The organism is Streptomyces sp. NPDC002092 (assembly GCF_053593775.1).
On record NZ_JBSFDG010000021.1, the window covers coordinates 1 to 16,376 of the forward strand.

Sequence of the window (16,376 nt, forward strand, 5' to 3'; positions counted from 1 at the left end):
CAGCCCGTCCGGCGTTTGAGGACGAGGCCGTTCAGGCCGAAAGCGGGGGCTGGGGGCGGCAGCCCCCAGGGTCGGGACGGGAAGGGGCGGCGGGGCGAGGAAACCCGGTGGTGGCTACTCCGCAGACGTCGTCTTCAGTGCCAGCCACAGCTCCATCCGTACATCCGGATCGTCCAGCGACCGCCCCAGAATCTCCTCCACCCGCCGCATCCGATACCGCAACGTATGCCGGTGAACCCCCAGATCCGCAGCCGCCGCATCCCACTGACCGTGCCGCGACAGCCACGCCCGGAGCGAGGCCACCAGATCCCCCCGCCCGGTCGCGTCATGCTCGTACAACGCCCGCAGCAACCCGTCCGCAAACGCCTTCACCGCGTCATCCGCCAGCAACGGCAGCACAGACCCCGCCGCCAGCTGCTCGTGCCCCACGAGCACCCGCCCCCGCCGCCGGGCCACCGACAACGCCTGCTCGGCCTGCTTGTACGCCGCCGCGGCCGCGATCGGCCCCACCGGCGCCGACACCCCGACCACCAGCTCGTCCTCCTCACCGCCGGCGCCGTCCCGCACACCCTCCGCCCCGCCCCGCTCAGCCTCGACCGCCGCCGCGTACTCCCCGCACGCCGTGACCGCCGCACCCCCGTCCGCGGCCAGCACGACCAGCCGGTCCCCCTCGGGCACGACCAGCACGGCCTCCCCCGCCCGCGCGGCCGCCGACTCCACGATCTCGGCGAGCCCGGCCAGCGGATCGCCGCCCGCGTCGGCGGCGGCCCGCGCGGCCGACTCGGCGATGATCAACCGGAAAAGGGCGTCCAGCAGACCCCCGTACAGATGGCCCGCGACTGCCCGAGCGTGGTCCGGCTCCCCCGCGAGCAGCATGCGCAGCACGGCCGCACCGATGCGCTGCTCCGCCGCATGCAGCGACCTCGACCGTTCCGTCGTCAGCGTGAGCAGCGCGATCGCCGAGTGGACGGCGTACCGCTCCGCCGTGCCGAGCGCAGCCGCCGTCCCCACCGCGAGCGCGGCCCGCGGTCGCCGCCCCGTCCCCAGGGAGTGCAGTTCGACGCGGTCCTCGTTGTCCGGGGGGCCCACCACCGAGGACGCCGGCGCGGGCCGCTCCCGCAGCCGCTCCACGTCCGCCGTGAGCCGCGCGGCCCGCCGCCCCGCCCACTCCGGTGCGGTCGCGACGACGGCGCCCGAGGCGTCGTACAGCGCGGCCCATCCGTCGACCTGCGAGGCGAGCGCGGACAGCACGCCCTCGGGTCCGCCGGTCAGCGCCTGCTTGGTCAGTTCCCGCTGGGCGGCGAAGCCCGCCGTCACCGCCCGGTACTGGTCGGCGGCGATCTCCGCGGACACGGCCTTGCTGATGGCGAGGAAGGGCGTCCGCCGCGGCACTTCCAGAAGGGGGAGGCCCTCGCCCTCCGCCGCGTCGACCAGTGCCTTCGGGATCTCCTCGTAGTTGACCCCGACGGCGAAGCCGAGTCCGACGACTCCCGCCTCCACCAGCCGCTTCACATACCGCCGCATCGCCTCCGGATCCTCCGCGTCCAGCTTCAGCGCGGTGATCAGGAGCAGCTCCCCGCCCTCCATGTAGGGCACGGGGTCGGCGAGCTCGCTGACGTGCGCCCAGCGGACCGGCACGTCGAGGCGGTCCTCACCCGCGCGCACGGTGAGTTTGAGCGCGGAATGGTGGACGAGCGAGGCGAGCGTCGGGGGCATGAGGCCTTCAGGTCTACGGAAGAGGCTGCGGGGATCAGGCGAACCTTGTGATCCTTTGGCCGCCACGTATGAACGGCCTGTGCCGATTCTGCCTCACCGTACGGTCACCCGGTCCTGTGAAGTCCAGACCTAACCCCTCAGATCCACCAGCAGGGGCGGCGCATGCTCTCCCTCGACGGTCGTCAGCGACAGCACCGCATGCCCGGGCGGCACCCCGTGCGCGAGTTCGGATGCCGACCACCGCTCGCGTTCGACCTGCCGGACGGTCACGGCCCGTGCGGTGGGCGCCTTGCCGGTGATGACGCGCCGGAGCATGTGGACGGCCTTGCCGGCCGGGGTCTCGGCGATGATCTGCCGGTCGGTGACGTCCCGTGCCTCGGTCCACTCCTTGCCCCAGACCTCGGCGAAGTCCTGCCCGTCCCACGGCGTGAGCCCGGACAGCGCCATACGGCATCCGGTGGAGCCGAGCAGCGGCCCGCGCAGCGGCCTCGGCACGTCGTCCAGGGTCCGCAGGGTCAGTACCACGCCGGCGTTCCCGGACCGCAGCCGCTGGATCCCGCGCACCGCCTCCGGGGTCACCACCCCGGTCGCGTCGTCCAGCACCAGGCAGGCGAACAGCGACCGGTCCTCGCGTACCGCCACGCTCGCGCTGAACTGCGCGAGCACCAGCCGCGCCAGCATCCGCGAAGCGTCCGCGTGTCCGCGCTCGGGCAGGTCGATGCGCACCCGCACCGGGTGGTCGAGCGCCTTGAGGGAGAACGGCTTGGACTGCCCCGAGGTGTCGAAGAACCCCGCGAAGGCGGGCCGGTCGAGCAGCGCCACCCGGTCCGCCAGCACCGCCGCCACATCCCCGGGGTGCCCCGACTGCCGCTGGCGAGCGTCCAGTTCCCGCAGCAGCGACTCCTGCCCGGAACCCTGCAGCGCGGTACGCAGTTCCTCCAGCGGCCCGGGCGATCCGTCCAGCAGCTGCCGCAGCTCCGGCACGGAGGGGAAGCGGCCGTGGACCGCCCGGAAGGGGCCGAGGAGCTGGGCGAGCACGGTCGTGGACCGGCGGCTGTCACTGCCCGGGTGCGGATCGGCGAGGTCCCCGACCAGCGCCTCGGCCAGCACGGCCGCGGCCTCGTCCGGGTCACTCGTCCCGCCGTACAGGTCCAGGTCGTACACCGATTCCGGATTCCCGATCCGTACGACGACGTCGTAGGCGTCGACCGGTCCGAGCCCCGCGCCCGCCGCGCCGACCACGACGACCGCGGCCCGTCCGGCGAGGGCGTGCAGACAGAGCGACTCGGCGAGCGGCCGCACCACGGTGCCGGTCTTGCCGGAGCCTGCCGGGCCCACGGCGAGCAGGGAGGTGCCGAGCAGCTCGGGGCCGAGACCGAGACCGGCGCCGCGGTAGGCGTAGGGGTTGCGGGGGTCGTCGGCGGTCGTGCCGAGCCGTACCTGACCGGTCAGCAGGTCGTGCCGGGCGAGCCGGGCCGGCAGGTCGCGTTCCCCGGAGGGGTGCAGACAGGCGGCGGCGCCGTCCTTGAGCACCGCCCCGGTGAACGCGGCGAGGCTGTGCCGGCCGGTGCGCACGCCCTGCCAGGCGCGCACGATCCGGGCGTGGTCGACGTCCCGCATCAGCCCGGCCCGGGCCTCGGCGGCCAGCCGCTCGGCGGCGTCGGCGGCTCCGGCGGCGCGTAGCTGGGGCCACTCGGCGGGATCCTGTTCGAGGGCGGGTACCACTTCCGGGCGCTCCGGGCGACGAAGAAGGGGGGCGATGAAGCGGCGCCACACCTCGCCCCAGCGACCGAGTTTGCCCACGACGATCATGATGATCAACGCGATGAGCACCTGATAGCCGTCGTAGAGGACGACGGTGCCCGCCGGGCCGAGGTCACCGTTGTCGCCGCGCCAGGAGTCAGGGGTGATCAGAAAGAGCGGGACCCACCACCAGCCGCCGAGGTAGCCGTTCTGGAGCAGCGACCAGACCAGCCAGCCCACCAGAAAGGCGATCAGGGCCCCGCTGATCAACTGCCGCGTCGGAATCTGCTCCGGCTCCTCCTGGGGCCGCGGCCGATGCCCGAACCGCCACACGCCGGGCGGTGTCTCGGGGCGCGGCGCCCGGAGCCACGTCAGGAACGCCGAGCCGTCCGGCCGCGGCGGCACGCCGGGTGCGGCCGTGGGCCGCGGCGGTACCTCCGGCGGACCTGCCGGACGCGGCACAGGATTCGCATGCGTACCCCGTGCGTCCTGCGTCCCGTCGCTGTCCATCGCCCTCGCTCCCTGACCAGCCGTTCCGTCCACCGTCAGCGGTCAATCTAACGCCCCGGCACGGGGAGTTCACCGCTTACGCGGCCGGGCCCCGCACCGGGCGCCATGTCCACCGCGGACAAACCCGACCCCCCGACAGCGCCCACATGGAGCATGCCCACCCCCCTCTCCCGGTCCTAACCTGCGAGAAAAGAAGGCAAGAGCCCGCAGAGCCTGTGTCCAAGGCCGCACACCCCCAGGAGCCCCTCATGAGTGCACTTCCGCAGGAGCGCCGGATCGTCACCGCCATCCCCGGCCCGAAGTCGCAGGAACTGCAGGCCCGCCGCACCGCCGCTGTCGCGCAGGGAGTGGGCTCCGTGCTGCCCGTGTTCACCGCGCGCGCGGGCGGCGGGATCATCGAGGACGTCGACGGCAACCGGCTCATCGACTTCGGCTCCGGCATCGCGGTGACGTCCGTCGGCGCCTCCGCCGAGGCCGTCGTACGCCGGGCGTCCGCGCAGCTCGCGGACTTCACCCACACCTGTTTCATGGTCACCCCGTACGAGGGCTATGTGGAGGTGGCCGAGGCCCTCGCCGAGCTCACCCCGGGTGACCACGCCAAGAAGTCCGCGCTGTTCAACAGCGGTGCCGAGGCCGTCGAGAACGCCGTCAAGATCGCCCGTGCGTACACCAAGCGCCAGGCCGTCGTCGTCTTCGACCACGGCTACCACGGCCGTACCAACCTGACGATGGCGCTGACCTCGAAGAACATGCCGTACAAGCACGGCTTCGGACCGTTCGCGCCCGAGGTGTACCGCGTGCCGGTCGCCTACGGCTACCGCTGGCCGACCGGCCCGGAGAACGCCGGTCCCGAGGCCGCCGCGCAGGCCATCGACCAGATCAGCAAGCAGGTCGGCCCGGACAACGTGGCCGCGATCATCATCGAGCCGGTGCTCGGCGAGGGCGGCTTCATCGAGCCCGCCAAGGGCTTCCTGCCCGCGATCCGGAAGTTCGCCGCCGACAACGGCATCGTCTTCGTCGCCGACGAGATCCAGTCCGGCTTCTGCCGCACCGGTCAGTGGTTCGCCTGCGAGGACGAGGGCATCGTCCCGGACCTCATCACCACCGCGAAGGGCATCGCGGGCGGCCTGCCGCTGGCCGCGGTCACCGGCCGCGCCGAGATCATGGACGCCGCCCACGCGGGCGGCCTGGGCGGCACCTACGGCGGCAACCCGGTCGCCTGCGCCGGTGCGCTCGGCTCGATCGAGACGATGAAGGAGCTGGACCTCAACGCCAGGGCGAAGAACATCGAGGCGGTCATGAAGGCCCGCCTCGGCGCCATGGCCGAGAAGTTCGACGTCATCGGTGACGTCCGCGGCCGCGGCGCGATGATCGCGATCGAGCTGGTCAAGGACCGTACGACCAAGGAGCCGAACCCGGAGGCGACCGCCGCGCTGGCCAAGGCCTGCCACGCCGAGGGCCTGCTGGTCCTGACCTGTGGCACCTACGGCAACGTCCTCCGCTTCCTGCCTCCGCTGGTCATCGGCGAGGACCTCCTGAACGAGGGTCTCGACATCATCGAGCAGGCCTTCGCACGGATCTGAGCCAAGAGGAATCCCCAGCTCACGCACAGGATGCGCGTCCCATGCGCACCACCCGCCCCAGCCCTGGCATCCCTCGCGATTCCGGGGCCGGGGCGGTCGGCGTCAGGCCATGTGAAGAACGTGTGCGAGGTGGATGGCGGGACGCGATTCCGTCTGTCTTCCGCCGATCCCCTGCCGTAGGTTCTACCCAGATGAGAGATACACCCCGCTCACAGGGGACTGTGGGCGATTTCAGGCCGTGGCCTCCCCAGCTACGACCTGGTCGTGCCCTCGCGCACACACACGGAGCTTCCGGCTCCGGATCTCCTCACCGATCGGACAGTCGCCCGCCCCAAACCCCCCGGGGTGGGCGTCGATCCGATCTGATCGGCCGCCTCGGAACCACCCCCCCTGTTCCGGGGCGGCCGACCTCCTTTCTTCTCCTTCTCGGGCTTCCCGCCCTCCTCTTCGTGCTGATCACCTGGCAGGTCGTCTCGGGCGGCCTGCTGCTGGGCGTGGACCGGCGGGTCAGCGGCGCCCTCGCGCACCCCGACCGCTTCTCGGAACTCCTCGCCGACCTGGGCAACATCGGGGTGGCAGTGCCTGTGCTCGCCGTCGTCCTGGGGTACGTGGCCTGGCGGGCCCGTGCGGCGGGGACGTACCGCTGGTGGCTGCCGCCGCTCGTGGCCGCGCTGCTGATGGCGCTGGTCCCGGCCCTGGTCGTACCCCTCAAGGAACTGATCGACCGCCCGGGCACCCCACTCGTACCGCCGGCGACCGGCTACTACCCGTCCGGCCACACCGCGACGGCCGCCGTCGCCTACGGCTCGGCGACCCTGCTCCTGCTCCCCCGGCTCCGCGCGGTGTACGCCCGCCGTGCGCTGCTCGTCGCCTGCGCCGTCGTCAATCTCGCCGTCGGGTTCGGGCTGGTGCGGCGCGGCTATCACTGGCCTCTGGACGTCGTGGCCAGCTGGTGTCTGTGCACGGTGCTGCTCGCGTCCCTGTGGATGTTCCTGGTCCGCGTCGGCCGCACGGGGGCCGACGCGAGTGCGGTGAGTGCGAGCAGACCCTCTTTGCATAAGCCGTCTTCGTAAGCCGTCTGTGCAAGCCGTAAGCCCCGTCCGCGCAAGCCGTAAGCCGTCCGCGCAAGCCGTAAGCCGTCTGCGCAAGCCATCTGTATAGGCCTGTGACCATCAGTGGTGCGTCAGTCGTCCTCCTCGCGCGCCAGGTCCGCCGCCGCCTCGTGCATCGCCAGTTCGAGGAGCGAGGGGTCCGTGAGGGTGCCCGAGCCGTCCGGCGGGACCAGCCAGCGGACGCCGCCGGTCGAGCGTCCCGGGTACGGCACCACGATCCAGGTGCCGGCCCCCGCCGTACGGATGCCGGTGCCCAGCCAGCGGGCCGCGGTGCCCGGCGGCACGAAGAAGCCCATGCGGGCGTCCCCGAAGTCCACGAGCACCGGGCCCGGCCGGTCGAGGAAACGGGTGAGGACGTCGAGCGTGGCATAGCCGAGCCCGGCCGGAAGGATGAGCACGTCCCAGGCCTTGCCCGCGGGCAGCAGCGCGATCCCCAGGGGATTGCGCTCCCACTCCCAGCGGCAGGCCTCGGGATCCGGAGCAACGGACGCCAGCCACTCGACCGCCGTGTTCGCCCCAGCCATGAGAAGACCTCCTGTCTCTCCTGGACGCCGGTCGCGTCACGGGAGAGAGGGAGGTCTGCCGGCAGGCATTACGCGGGTTTTCCCGACACGATTAAGTGATCTGGATCACAATTGCCGCGCATCGCGTACCTCAGCTGTCGAAACCGAGCCCGAGGCGGTCCATCGTCCGCAGCCAGAGGTTGCGGCGGCCGCCCTGTGCGTCCGCGCGGGCCAGCGACCACTTGGTGAGGGCGATGCCGGTCCAGGCGAAGGGCTCGGGCGGGAACGGCAGCGGCTTCTTGCGGACCATCTCCAGCGAGGTCCGCTCCGTGCTCTCCCCCGCCAGCAGGTCCAGCATCACCTCGGCACCGAAGCGGGTGGCGCCCACCCCGAGGCCCGTGTAGCCCGCCGCATAGGCGACGTTGCCCTGGTGCGCGGTGCCGAAGAACGCCGAGAAGCGCGAGCAGGTGTCGATCGCACCGCCCCACGCATGCGTGAAGCGGACGCCCTCCAGCTGCGGGAAGCAGGTGAAGAAGTGCCCGGCGAGCTTGGCGTAGGTCTCCGGGCGGTCGTCGTACTCGCGGCGCACCCGGCCGCCGTAGTGGTGGATCGCGTCGTAACCGCCCCACAGGATGCGGTTGTCGGCGGACAGCCGGAAGTAGTGGAACTGGTTGGCGCTGTCCCCGAGACCCTGGCGGTTCTTCCAGCCGATCGACGCCAGCTGCTCCTCGCTGAGCGGCTCGGTCATCAGCGCGTAGTCGTAGACCGGGACGGTGTAGGCCCGTACGCGCTTGATCAGGTTGGGGAAGATGTTGGTGCCGAGCGCGACCTTGCGGGCGCGGACGGAGCCGTAGGGGGTGCGTACGGCCATGCCGGCGCCGTACGGCTTCAGGGTGAGGGCGGGGGTGTGCTCGTAGATGCGGACGCCGAGGGCGAGGCAGGCGCGCTTGAGGCCCCAGGCCAGCTTCGCCGGGTGAAGCATGGCGACGCCACGGCGGTCCCAGAGGCCGGCCTGGAACGTCGGTGAGTCGACCTGTTCCCGTACCGCTTCCGCGTCCAGGAACTCGACGCCCTCGGCGAGGCCCTCGCGCTCCATCTCCTCGTACCAGTCGCGCAGTTCCCACGCCTGGTACGTCTCGGTCGCGACGTCGATCTCGCCGGTGCGTTCGAAGTCGCAGTCGAGGGAGTGGCGGGCGACCGCCTTCTCGATCTCATCCAGGTTGCGGGCGCCCAGATCCTGCAGCTTGTGGATCTCCTCGGGCCAGCGGGCCAGGCCATTGGGCAGGCCGTGGGTGAGGGAGGCGGCACAGAAGCCGCCGTTGCGGCCCGAGGCGGCCCAGCCCGCCTCGCGGCCTTCCAGCAGGACGACATCCCGTGCGGGGTCGCGCTCCTTGGCGATGAGCGCGGTCCACAGTCCGTTGTAGCCGCCGCCGACGACCAGCAGATCGCAGGTCTCGGCGCCGGTGAGCGCGGGCTCGGGGTGGGGCTTGCCGGGGTCTTCGAGCCAGTACGGGACCGGCTGTGCGTCGGAGAGGGACTTTGTCCAGCGGTTGCCACGGCTCATGGCGCTTGGGGCCATGATTTCAACTCCCTACAGGGTTTCTGCGATTACGCCTTTTGCTTGTTGCGGCGATTTCCGATGAGCATCGAAGAAAGGACCAACAATACGGCGACGAGGAACATCGTCGTACCGATGACATTGATCTGAACGGGCGTTCCGCGCTGTGCCGAGCCCCAGACGAACATGGGGAAGGTGACGGTCGAGCCCGCATTGAAATTGGTGATGATGAAATCGTCGAAGGAGAGCGCGAACGAAAGCAGCGCGCCCGCCGCGATTCCGGGGGCCGCGATGGGCAGGGTGACGCGCAGGAAGGTCTGCGCCGGACCGGCGTAGAGGTCCTGCGCGGCCTGCTCCAGGCGCGGGTCCATGGACATCACGCGCGCCTTGACGGCGACGACGACGAAGCTGAGGCAGAACATGATGTGGGCGATCAGGATCGTCCAGAAGCCGAGCTGAGCACCCAGGTTGAGGAACAGGGTGAGCAGCGAGGCCGCCATGACGACCTCGGGCATCGCCATCGGCAGGAAGATCAGCGAGTTCACCGTGCCCCGCGCGCGGAACCGGTACCGGACCAGCGCGAAGGCGATCATCGTACCGAGGACGGTGGCGCCGATCGTCGCCCAGAGGGCGATCTGGAGGCTGATCGACAGCGAGCCGCACATGTCGGCGACGCCGCACGGATCCTTCCACGCGTCCGTGGAGAACTGCTGCCACTGGTAGTTGAAGCGCCCCTTCGGCTTGTTGAAGGAGAACACCGTGACAATGACGTTCGGGAGCAGCAGATATCCGAGTGTCAGCAGTCCCGCGATGACGACGAGATGGCGCTTGAGCCAGTTGAGGACGGACATTTAAACCAGATCCTCCGTCCCGGACTTGCGAATGTAGAGGGTGACCATGAGGAGAATCGCGGCCATGAGGATGAAGGAGAGGGCCGCCGCCGTCGGATAGTCCAGGATCCGCAGGAACTGGGTCTGGATGACGTTTCCGATCATGCGGGTGTCGGTGGAGCCGAGCAGTTCGGCGTTGACGTAGTCGCCGGCCGCCGGGATGAAGGTCAGCAGCGTGCCGGAGACCACGCCGGGCATCGACAGCGGGAAGGTGACCTTGCGGAAGGTGGTCCAGGGTTTGGCGTACAGGTCGCCGGCGGCCTCGTGCAGCCGCCCGTCGATGCGCTCCAGCGAGGTGTACAGCGGCAGGATCATGAACGGCAGGAAGTTGTACGTCAGTCCGCAGACCACCGCGAGCGGGGTGGCCAGGACGCGGTCGCCGGAGGTCCAGCCGAGCCAGTTGGTGACGTCCAGGACGTGCAGCGTGTGGAGGGTGCTCACCACCGGGCCGCTGTCCGCGAGGATCGTCTTCCAGGCGAGGGTGCGGATCAGGAAGCTGGTGAAGAACGGCGCGATCACCAGCACCATGATCAGGTTCCGCCAGCGGCCGGCGCGGAAGGCGATCAGATACGCCAGCGGGTAGCCCAGCAGCAGGCACAGGACGGTCGCGGCGGCCGCGTACGCGACCGAGCGCAGGAACTGCGGCCAGTACTCGGACAGCGCGTCCCAGTAGGTGGCGAAGTGCCAGGTGACCTTGTAGCCCTCCTCCAGGGAGCCCGTCTGCACCGACGTGGAGGCCTGGTAGATCATCGGCAGCGCGAAGAAGACGATCAGCCACAGGATGCCGGGGAGCAGCAGCCAGTACGGCACCAGGCGGCCCCGTTTGCGCGGGGGCTTGGTCTGGGGGGCGGGCGCCAGGGGTGGCGCCTCGGTGACGGCGGCCATCAGGCGGCGTCCTCCTCGACCTCGGCGACACCCGCGTCGATGTCCTGGGCCGCGTCCAGGCCGAAGGTGTGCGCCGGGTTCCAGTGCAGGACGACCTCGGCGCCGGGCACCAGCCGGGCGTCGCGGTCGATGTTCTGCGCGTACACCTCGAACTCGGGGCAGACGGGGCTGTCGATGACGTACTGCGTGGAGACGCCGATGAAACTCGAGTCGGCGATCCTGCCCGTGATGCGGTTGCGGCCCTCGGCGATCTCGCCCGCGTCGTCGGCGTGGGTGAGGGAGATCTTCTCCGGGCGGACGCCGACCAGGACCTTGCCGCCGGTCGTCGTGGGCGCGGAACATCGTGCCTCGGGCAGCACCAGCTTGCCGCCGCCCGCCTTGAGGACGATGTCGTCGCCGTTCTTGGTGTCGACCTCGGCCTCGATCAGGTTCGAGGTGCCGAGGAAGTTGGCGACGAAGGTGGTGTTCGGGTTCTCGTAGAGGTCGGCGGGAGAGCCGAGCTGTTCGACACGGCCCGCGTTCATCACGGCGACGGTGTCGGCCATCGTCATGGCCTCCTCCTGGTCGTGCGTGACATGGATGAAGGTGATGCCTACCTCGGTCTGGATGCGCTTGAGCTCCAGCTGCATCTGGCGGCGCAGCTTGAGGTCGAGGGCGCCGAGGGGCTCGTCGAGGAGGAGCACCTTGGGGTGGTTGATCAGGGCGCGGGCCACGGCCACGCGCTGCTGCTGGCCGCCGGAGAGCTGGTGCGGCTTCTTGCGCGCCTGCTCGCCGAGCTGGACCAGCTCCAGCATGTCCTCGACCTGCTTCTTCACCGACTTGATGCCGCGGCGGCGCAGACCGAAGGCGACGTTCTCGAAGATGTCGAGGTGCGGGAAGAGGGCGTAGGACTGGAAGACCGTGTTCACCGGCCGCTTGTACGGCGGCAGATGCGTGACCTCCTGCTCACCGAGGTGGACGGTGCCACCGGAGGGCTCCTCCAGGCCGGCGATCATGCGCAGGGTGGTGGTCTTGCCGCAGCCGGAGGCGCCGAGCAGGGCGAAGAAGGAGCCCTGCGGCACGGTCAGGTCGAGCGGGTGTACGGCGGTGAAGGAGCCGTAGGTCTTGCTGATGCCCGAGAGGCGGACGTCGCCGCTGTTGTCTGTCGTCATCTTCGTCACGCCCCTGTGAGCTTCGCGAACTTCTGCTGGTAGGCCGTCTCTTCCTTCGAGCTCAGCGAGCGGAAGGCGTGGGACTTCGCCTGCATGGCCTGGTCGGGAAGGATCAGCGGGTTCTGCGCCGCCGACTTGTCGATCTTGGCAAGGTAGGGCTTCACACCCGCGACCGGGCTCACGTAGTTGATGTACGCGGCGAGTTCGGCGGCCGGCGCCGGCTCGTAGTAGTAGTCGATGAGCCGCTCGGCGTTCGTCTTGTGGCGTGCCTTGTTGGGGATCAGCATGTTGTCGGTCGACGTCATGTAGCCGCTGTCGGGGATGACGTAGCCGACGTCCGGGTTGTCCGACTGCAGCTGGACGATGTCGCCGCCCCAGGCGACACACGCGGCGAAGTCGCCCTTGGTGAGGTCGGACGTGTAGTCGTTGCCCGTGAAGCGGCGGATCTGGCCCTTGTCGACGGCCTTCTGCAGACGGGCGATCACCGCGTCGAAGTCGTCGTCGGTGAACTTCGCCGGGTCCTTGCCCATGTCGAGCATGGTCATGCCGATGCTGTCGCGCATCTCGGTCAGGAAGCCGACGCGGCCCTTGAGCCTGGGGTTGTCGAGCAGGTCGGAGACCGACTTCACCTCGACGCCGTCGAGCGCCTTCTTGTTGTAGGCGATGACGGTCGAGATTCCCTGCCAGGGGTACGAGTAGGCGCGCCCGGGGTCCCAGTCGGGGCTGCGGAACTGGTCCGACAGATTGGCGAAGGCGTGCGGCAGGTTGGACGCGTCCAGTTTCTGGACGTAGCCCAGGCGGATCATGCGGGCGGCCAGCCAGTCGGTGAGTACGAGGAGGTCACGGCCGGTGTCCTGGCCCGCGGCGAGCTGCGGCTGGATCTTGCCGAAGAACTCGTCGTTGTCGTTGATGTCCTCGGTGTACTTGACCGTGATGCCGGTCCGCTTGCTGAACGCGTCCAGCGTCGGGCGGTGCTTGCCGCTGTCGTCCACGTCGATGTACTCGGGCCAGTTGGAGAAGTTGATCACCTTCTCCTTCGCCGAGTGGTCGTCGGCGGACACACCGCCCTGTGACTTGCCCGCTGCGGGGATCCCGCAGCCGGTCAGCGCCGCGAGACCGCCGACGGTGAGCGCGCCGCCCGCGGAGGCGCGCATCAGGGACCGCCGGGTCATCGCCGCCCGGCCGTTGCTCAGGCTGCGCCGCATCGCGGCCGCCACGGCCGGCGTCGGGCGGTCGGGCTCGTACTGCTCCATGCGCGTGGTTGCCCTTTCGGGAGAGTGGCCGCCGGTCGTGCGGCCGGTTCGGCTAGCGGTCCCCGAAGACGGTGCGGTGCCAGTCCTTCCTGGCCGCCGCCGTGTTGTCGAACATGACGTGCTTGATCTGCGTGTACTCCTCGAACGAGTACGCGGACATGTCCTTGCCGAAGCCGGACGCCTTATAGCCGCCGTGCGGCATCTCGCTGATGATCGGGATGTGGTCGTTGATCCACACGCAGCCCGCCTTGATCTCGCGGGTGGCACGGTTCGCCCGGTAGACGTCACGGCTCCAGGCGGAGGCGGCGAGGCCGTACGGGGTGTCGTTGGCGAGCCTGATTCCCTCGTCGTCGCTGTCGAAGGGCAGGACCACCAGAACCGGTCCGAAGATCTCCGACTGGACGATCTCGCTGTCCTGGGCGGCGTCGGCGACCAGGGTGGGCCGGTAGTAGGCGCCGTTCTCGCACTCGCCCTTGGGGGCCTCGCCGCCGGTCACCACGCGCGCGTAGGAGCGCGCCCGGTCGACGAAACCGGCGACGCGGTCGCGCTGGACGTGCGAGATCAGCGGGCCGAGGTCGGTGCCGGCGGCGAAGGGGTCGCCGAGCCGGACGGTCTCCATCAGGGCTGCGGTCCGCTCGACGAACGCCTCGTAGAGCGGGCGCTGCACGTACGCGCGCGTGGCGGCCGTGCAGTCCTGCCCGGTGTTGATGAGCGAGCCCGCGACCGCGCCGTTGACGGCGGCCTCCAGGTCGGCGTCGTCGAAGACCACGAAGGGCGCCTTGCCGCCGAGTTCCAGGTGGAGGCGCTTGACGGTGGCGGTGGCGATCTCGGCCACGCGCTTGCCGACGGCGGTGGAGCCGGTGAAGGAGGTCATGGCCACGTCGGGATGGCCGACGAGACGCTCACCGGCCTCCTTTCCGGTACCGGTGACGATGTTGATGACACCGTCCGGAATGCCGGCGTCGGTGGCCGCCTGCGCGAACAGCAGCGAGGTGAGCGGGGTCAGCTCGGCGGGCTTCAGCACGATCGTGTTGCCCGCGGCGATCGCCGGGAGGATCTTCCAGGCGGCCATCTGGAGGGGGTAGTTCCAGGGCGCGATCGACCCGACGACACCGATGGGTTCCCGGCGTACGTACGAGGTGTGGTCCCCGGAGTACTCACCGGCGGACTGCCCCTGCAGATGCCGGGCGGCGCCCGCGAAGAAGGCGGTGTTGTCGATGGTGCCCGGGACGTCGAACTCGCGGGTCAGCTTCAGCGGCTTGCCGCACTGCAGGCTCTCCGCGCGGGCGAATTCCTCGGCGCGGTCGGCGAGTACGGCGGCGAAGCGGTGCAGCGCGTCGGAACGCTCGCCGGGGGTGGTGGCTGCCCAGCCGGGGAAGGCCTCGCGGGCGGCGGCGACGGCCGCGTCGACGTCGTCGGTGCCGGCCAGTTCGTACGTGTACACCTCCTCGCCCGTCGACGGGTCGACGACCGCGTGCGTACGGCCGGAGGTGCCCTTCGTCAGGCGGCCCGCGATGAACTGCGCGCCGTCCGCGAAGCGGTCCTGTGCGGGGAATCGTTCCGGGGTGGCGGTGCCCGGGTTCTGCATGTCGCTCTCCTCCGCCGTCGCCCCGTGGCTCCAGGGGGCGGGTGGCGTAGCTCCAGCTCGATTTGAGTGCCGATCCTGACAGAGCTATTGCACTCCTACAAGGGATTCCGTTGTTGCCTTTCGGTTACGCGACGGAATCTGTCGACCAGGTGTCGAGTGAGCTCGGAAAAGGGGGGACGGAGTGTCAGTGGTGGCTGCGAGACTCGCATGCATGGAAAAGATCACGGGGGAGTTCACCACGGGGAAGATCGAGTCCCGGGAGGCACTGGTCAGGGCAGTTCGCGCCGGAGTCCGGGTCAAGTACCTGCACTTCTGGGGTCACCGGGCGCGGGCGGACGGCCAGGCGGGGCCGAGCTGTCTGAGCCAGTGGTGGCCGTCGCCGTTCACGGTGGACGGGGTGGCCTACGCGACCGCCGAGCACTGGATGATGGCGGCCAAGGCGCGGCTGTTCGACGACGCGGAGGCGGAGCAGCGGGTGCTGGCCGCAGAGCATCCGTCCCAGGCCAAGAAGGCGGGGCGGCTGGTGCGCGGCTTCGACGAGGCGATATGGGAGCGCGAGCGCTTCGGGATCGTGGTCGAGGGCAGCGTCCACAAGTTCGCCGCACACGCGGATCTGCGGGAGTTCCTGGTGAACACCGGCGATCGGGTCCTGGTCGAGGCAAGCCCCGTGGACCGGGTGTGGGGCATAGGCCTCGCGGCGGACGACGAGGCGGCAACCGATCCGGACCGCTGGCGGGGCCCGAACCTGCTGGGCTTCGCATTGATGGAGGCACGGGAGCGATTGCGGGAGGAGTGAGCGGGCCCGCCCGTCCCGCCCGCGCCGGCAGGCGGAGCGAGCCAAGCCGGGCGAGGCGGGCGACAGGGCACGCCGGGCCAGGCCAGGCGAGGCAGGTGCGCGGCCGCGCGAGACGAGCCAACCAGGCGAGGCAGCGGCGCAGTCGGACCAGGCAGGCGGGACGAGATGGACCAGGCCGGCCGTCGGATGAGGCCGGTGGGACAAGCCAGGTCGGGCCGGACGAGACGAGCAAGCCAAGCCGAGCGAGGCAGGCGAGCGACCGGGCGACACGACCCGAACCAGGCCAGACAGGCGGGACGAGCCCCGGCCAGGGCCGGACGAGACTCGGAGCGGGACGAGACGAGGCGGGCCGGGTCGGGTGGTGTCAGGCGCCCGTCACCAGGGGGGCCGAAAGGCTGGGGGCGGAGTTGTAGGAGGGGCCCTCGTCCACTCTGTTCCTCTCGCCGTGCACGGCGGCGACGATCGCGATGATCATCAGGACCATCGTGGCGATGCCGACGACGATCCCGACGATGCCCGTGATGAAGCCCGCCTGGGCCTGACCGCGGTTGTTGGCCTCGCCGCGGTCCGCCCGCCGCTTCCCCTTGACGCCGAAGACGACCGCCAGGACACCGAGGACGACGGAGACGATGCCGTAGATGCAGAACAGGCAGCAGGACAGGATGCCCAGCACCATCGCCGCGGTACCCATGCCGTTCTGCGGGTACGGCTGCATACCGGGCCAGCCGTAGCCCTGCGGGTAGGCGGGGTAGCCGTATCCGCCGGGTGCCGCCGGGCCCTGCGGGCCGACGCCGGGGCCGGTCGGCGCTATCGGCGGGGGCGGTACGGCGGACTCGGACCAGCCGTCGGGGGCCGGGGGCGCATAGCCGGGGGCGCCGAACCCGGGCGGGGCGAAGCCGTCGCCCGGCAGGGACGTCACCGTGGCCTGGTCGTGCACCTGCTGCGGCGGCTGGTCCTGCGGGAGAGGCTGCTGCCCGGCCGCGGCCGGCTGCCCGCCCTTCTCCAGCGAGGTCTTGCGCTCGGGTGGCGCCCACGGGTCGTGGTCTGCTCCTGCGCCCCCGCGCGGCTGTATCTGGTCCGCCACGTCC

At 70.5% G+C, this 16,376-nt stretch carries 13 protein-coding genes; 3 read left to right on the top strand and 10 right to left on the bottom strand.

Annotated elements, in window-relative coordinates; all coding sequences use genetic code 11:
- Positions 1-114: 114 nt before the first annotated feature.
- A complete protein-coding gene (locus ACWCRD_RS37060) occupies positions 115-1,716 on the bottom strand; it encodes a PucR family transcriptional regulator (protein ID WP_450970100.1) in 1,602 nt (533 codons plus the stop codon).
- Positions 1,717-1,845: 129 nt separating this feature from the next.
- On the bottom strand, positions 1,846-3,969 hold the full coding sequence (locus tag ACWCRD_RS37065) for an ATP-binding protein (protein WP_450970101.1): 2,124 nt from the start codon (positions 3,967-3,969) through the stop codon (positions 1,846-1,848).
- Positions 3,970-4,217: 248 nt separating this feature from the next.
- Between ACWCRD_RS37065 and gabT the strand changes: the two genes are divergently transcribed.
- Entirely contained in the window at positions 4,218-5,552 is a 1,335-nt protein-coding gene (gene gabT, locus ACWCRD_RS37070; protein WP_365832027.1) for a 4-aminobutyrate--2-oxoglutarate transaminase, read from the top strand.
- 221 nt (positions 5,553-5,773) lie between these two features.
- Entirely contained in the window at positions 5,774-6,625 is an 852-nt protein-coding gene (locus ACWCRD_RS37075; protein WP_450970102.1) for a phosphatase PAP2 family protein, read from the top strand.
- Positions 6,626-6,735: 110 nt separating this feature from the next.
- Here the strand turns inward: ACWCRD_RS37075 and ACWCRD_RS37080 are convergent, their stop codons facing one another.
- The 7 genes from ACWCRD_RS37080 to ACWCRD_RS37110 all read right to left on the bottom strand — a co-directional run bounded on the left by ACWCRD_RS37080 (position 6,736) and on the right by ACWCRD_RS37110 (position 14,492).
- Complete coding sequence (locus tag ACWCRD_RS37080; RefSeq protein ID WP_450970103.1) at positions 6,736-7,188, bottom strand: hypothetical protein; 453 nt, start codon at positions 7,186-7,188, stop codon at positions 6,736-6,738.
- 130 nt (positions 7,189-7,318) lie between these two features.
- Complete coding sequence (locus ACWCRD_RS37085) at positions 7,319-8,746, bottom strand: NAD(P)/FAD-dependent oxidoreductase (protein WP_450970104.1); 1,428 nt, start codon at positions 8,744-8,746, stop codon at positions 7,319-7,321.
- A gap of 29 nt (positions 8,747-8,775) precedes the next feature.
- A complete protein-coding gene (locus ACWCRD_RS37090) occupies positions 8,776-9,576 on the bottom strand; it encodes an ABC transporter permease (RefSeq protein ID WP_344404790.1) in 801 nt (266 codons plus the stop codon).
- Positions 9,577-10,500, bottom strand: a complete 924-nt coding sequence (locus tag ACWCRD_RS37095; RefSeq protein WP_450970105.1) for an ABC transporter permease — start codon at positions 10,498-10,500, stop codon at positions 9,577-9,579.
- On the bottom strand, positions 10,500-11,651 hold the full coding sequence (locus tag ACWCRD_RS37100) for an ABC transporter ATP-binding protein (RefSeq protein ID WP_450970106.1): 1,152 nt from the start codon (positions 11,649-11,651) through the stop codon (positions 10,500-10,502). Before ACWCRD_RS37100 ends, ACWCRD_RS37095 begins: the two co-directional genes overlap by 1 nt.
- Positions 11,652-11,656: 5 nt before the next feature.
- Positions 11,657-12,904 carry an ABC transporter substrate-binding protein gene (locus ACWCRD_RS37105; protein WP_450970107.1) on the bottom strand — a complete coding sequence of 416 codons (1,248 nt, stop codon included), beginning with the start codon at positions 12,902-12,904 and terminating at the stop codon, positions 11,657-11,659.
- 52 nt (positions 12,905-12,956) lie between these two features.
- Positions 12,957-14,492, bottom strand: a complete 1,536-nt coding sequence (locus ACWCRD_RS37110) for a gamma-aminobutyraldehyde dehydrogenase (protein ID WP_450970108.1) — start codon at positions 14,490-14,492, stop codon at positions 12,957-12,959.
- A gap of 211 nt (positions 14,493-14,703) precedes the next feature.
- On the opposite strand from ACWCRD_RS37110, the gene ACWCRD_RS37115 reads away from it, so the two are divergent.
- The gene (locus ACWCRD_RS37115; RefSeq protein WP_450970109.1) at positions 14,704-15,288 is read left to right on the top strand and encodes an NADAR family protein; all 585 of its coding nucleotides are present in this window, start codon (positions 14,704-14,706) and stop codon (positions 15,286-15,288) included.
- 364 nt (positions 15,289-15,652) lie between these two features.
- Here ACWCRD_RS37115 and ACWCRD_RS37120 read toward each other — a convergent pair whose 3' ends face one another.
- The gene (locus tag ACWCRD_RS37120; protein WP_450970110.1) at positions 15,653-16,372 is read right to left on the bottom strand and encodes a DUF4190 domain-containing protein; all 720 of its coding nucleotides are present in this window, start codon (positions 16,370-16,372) and stop codon (positions 15,653-15,655) included.
- Between the last annotated feature and the right edge of the window lie 4 nt (positions 16,373-16,376).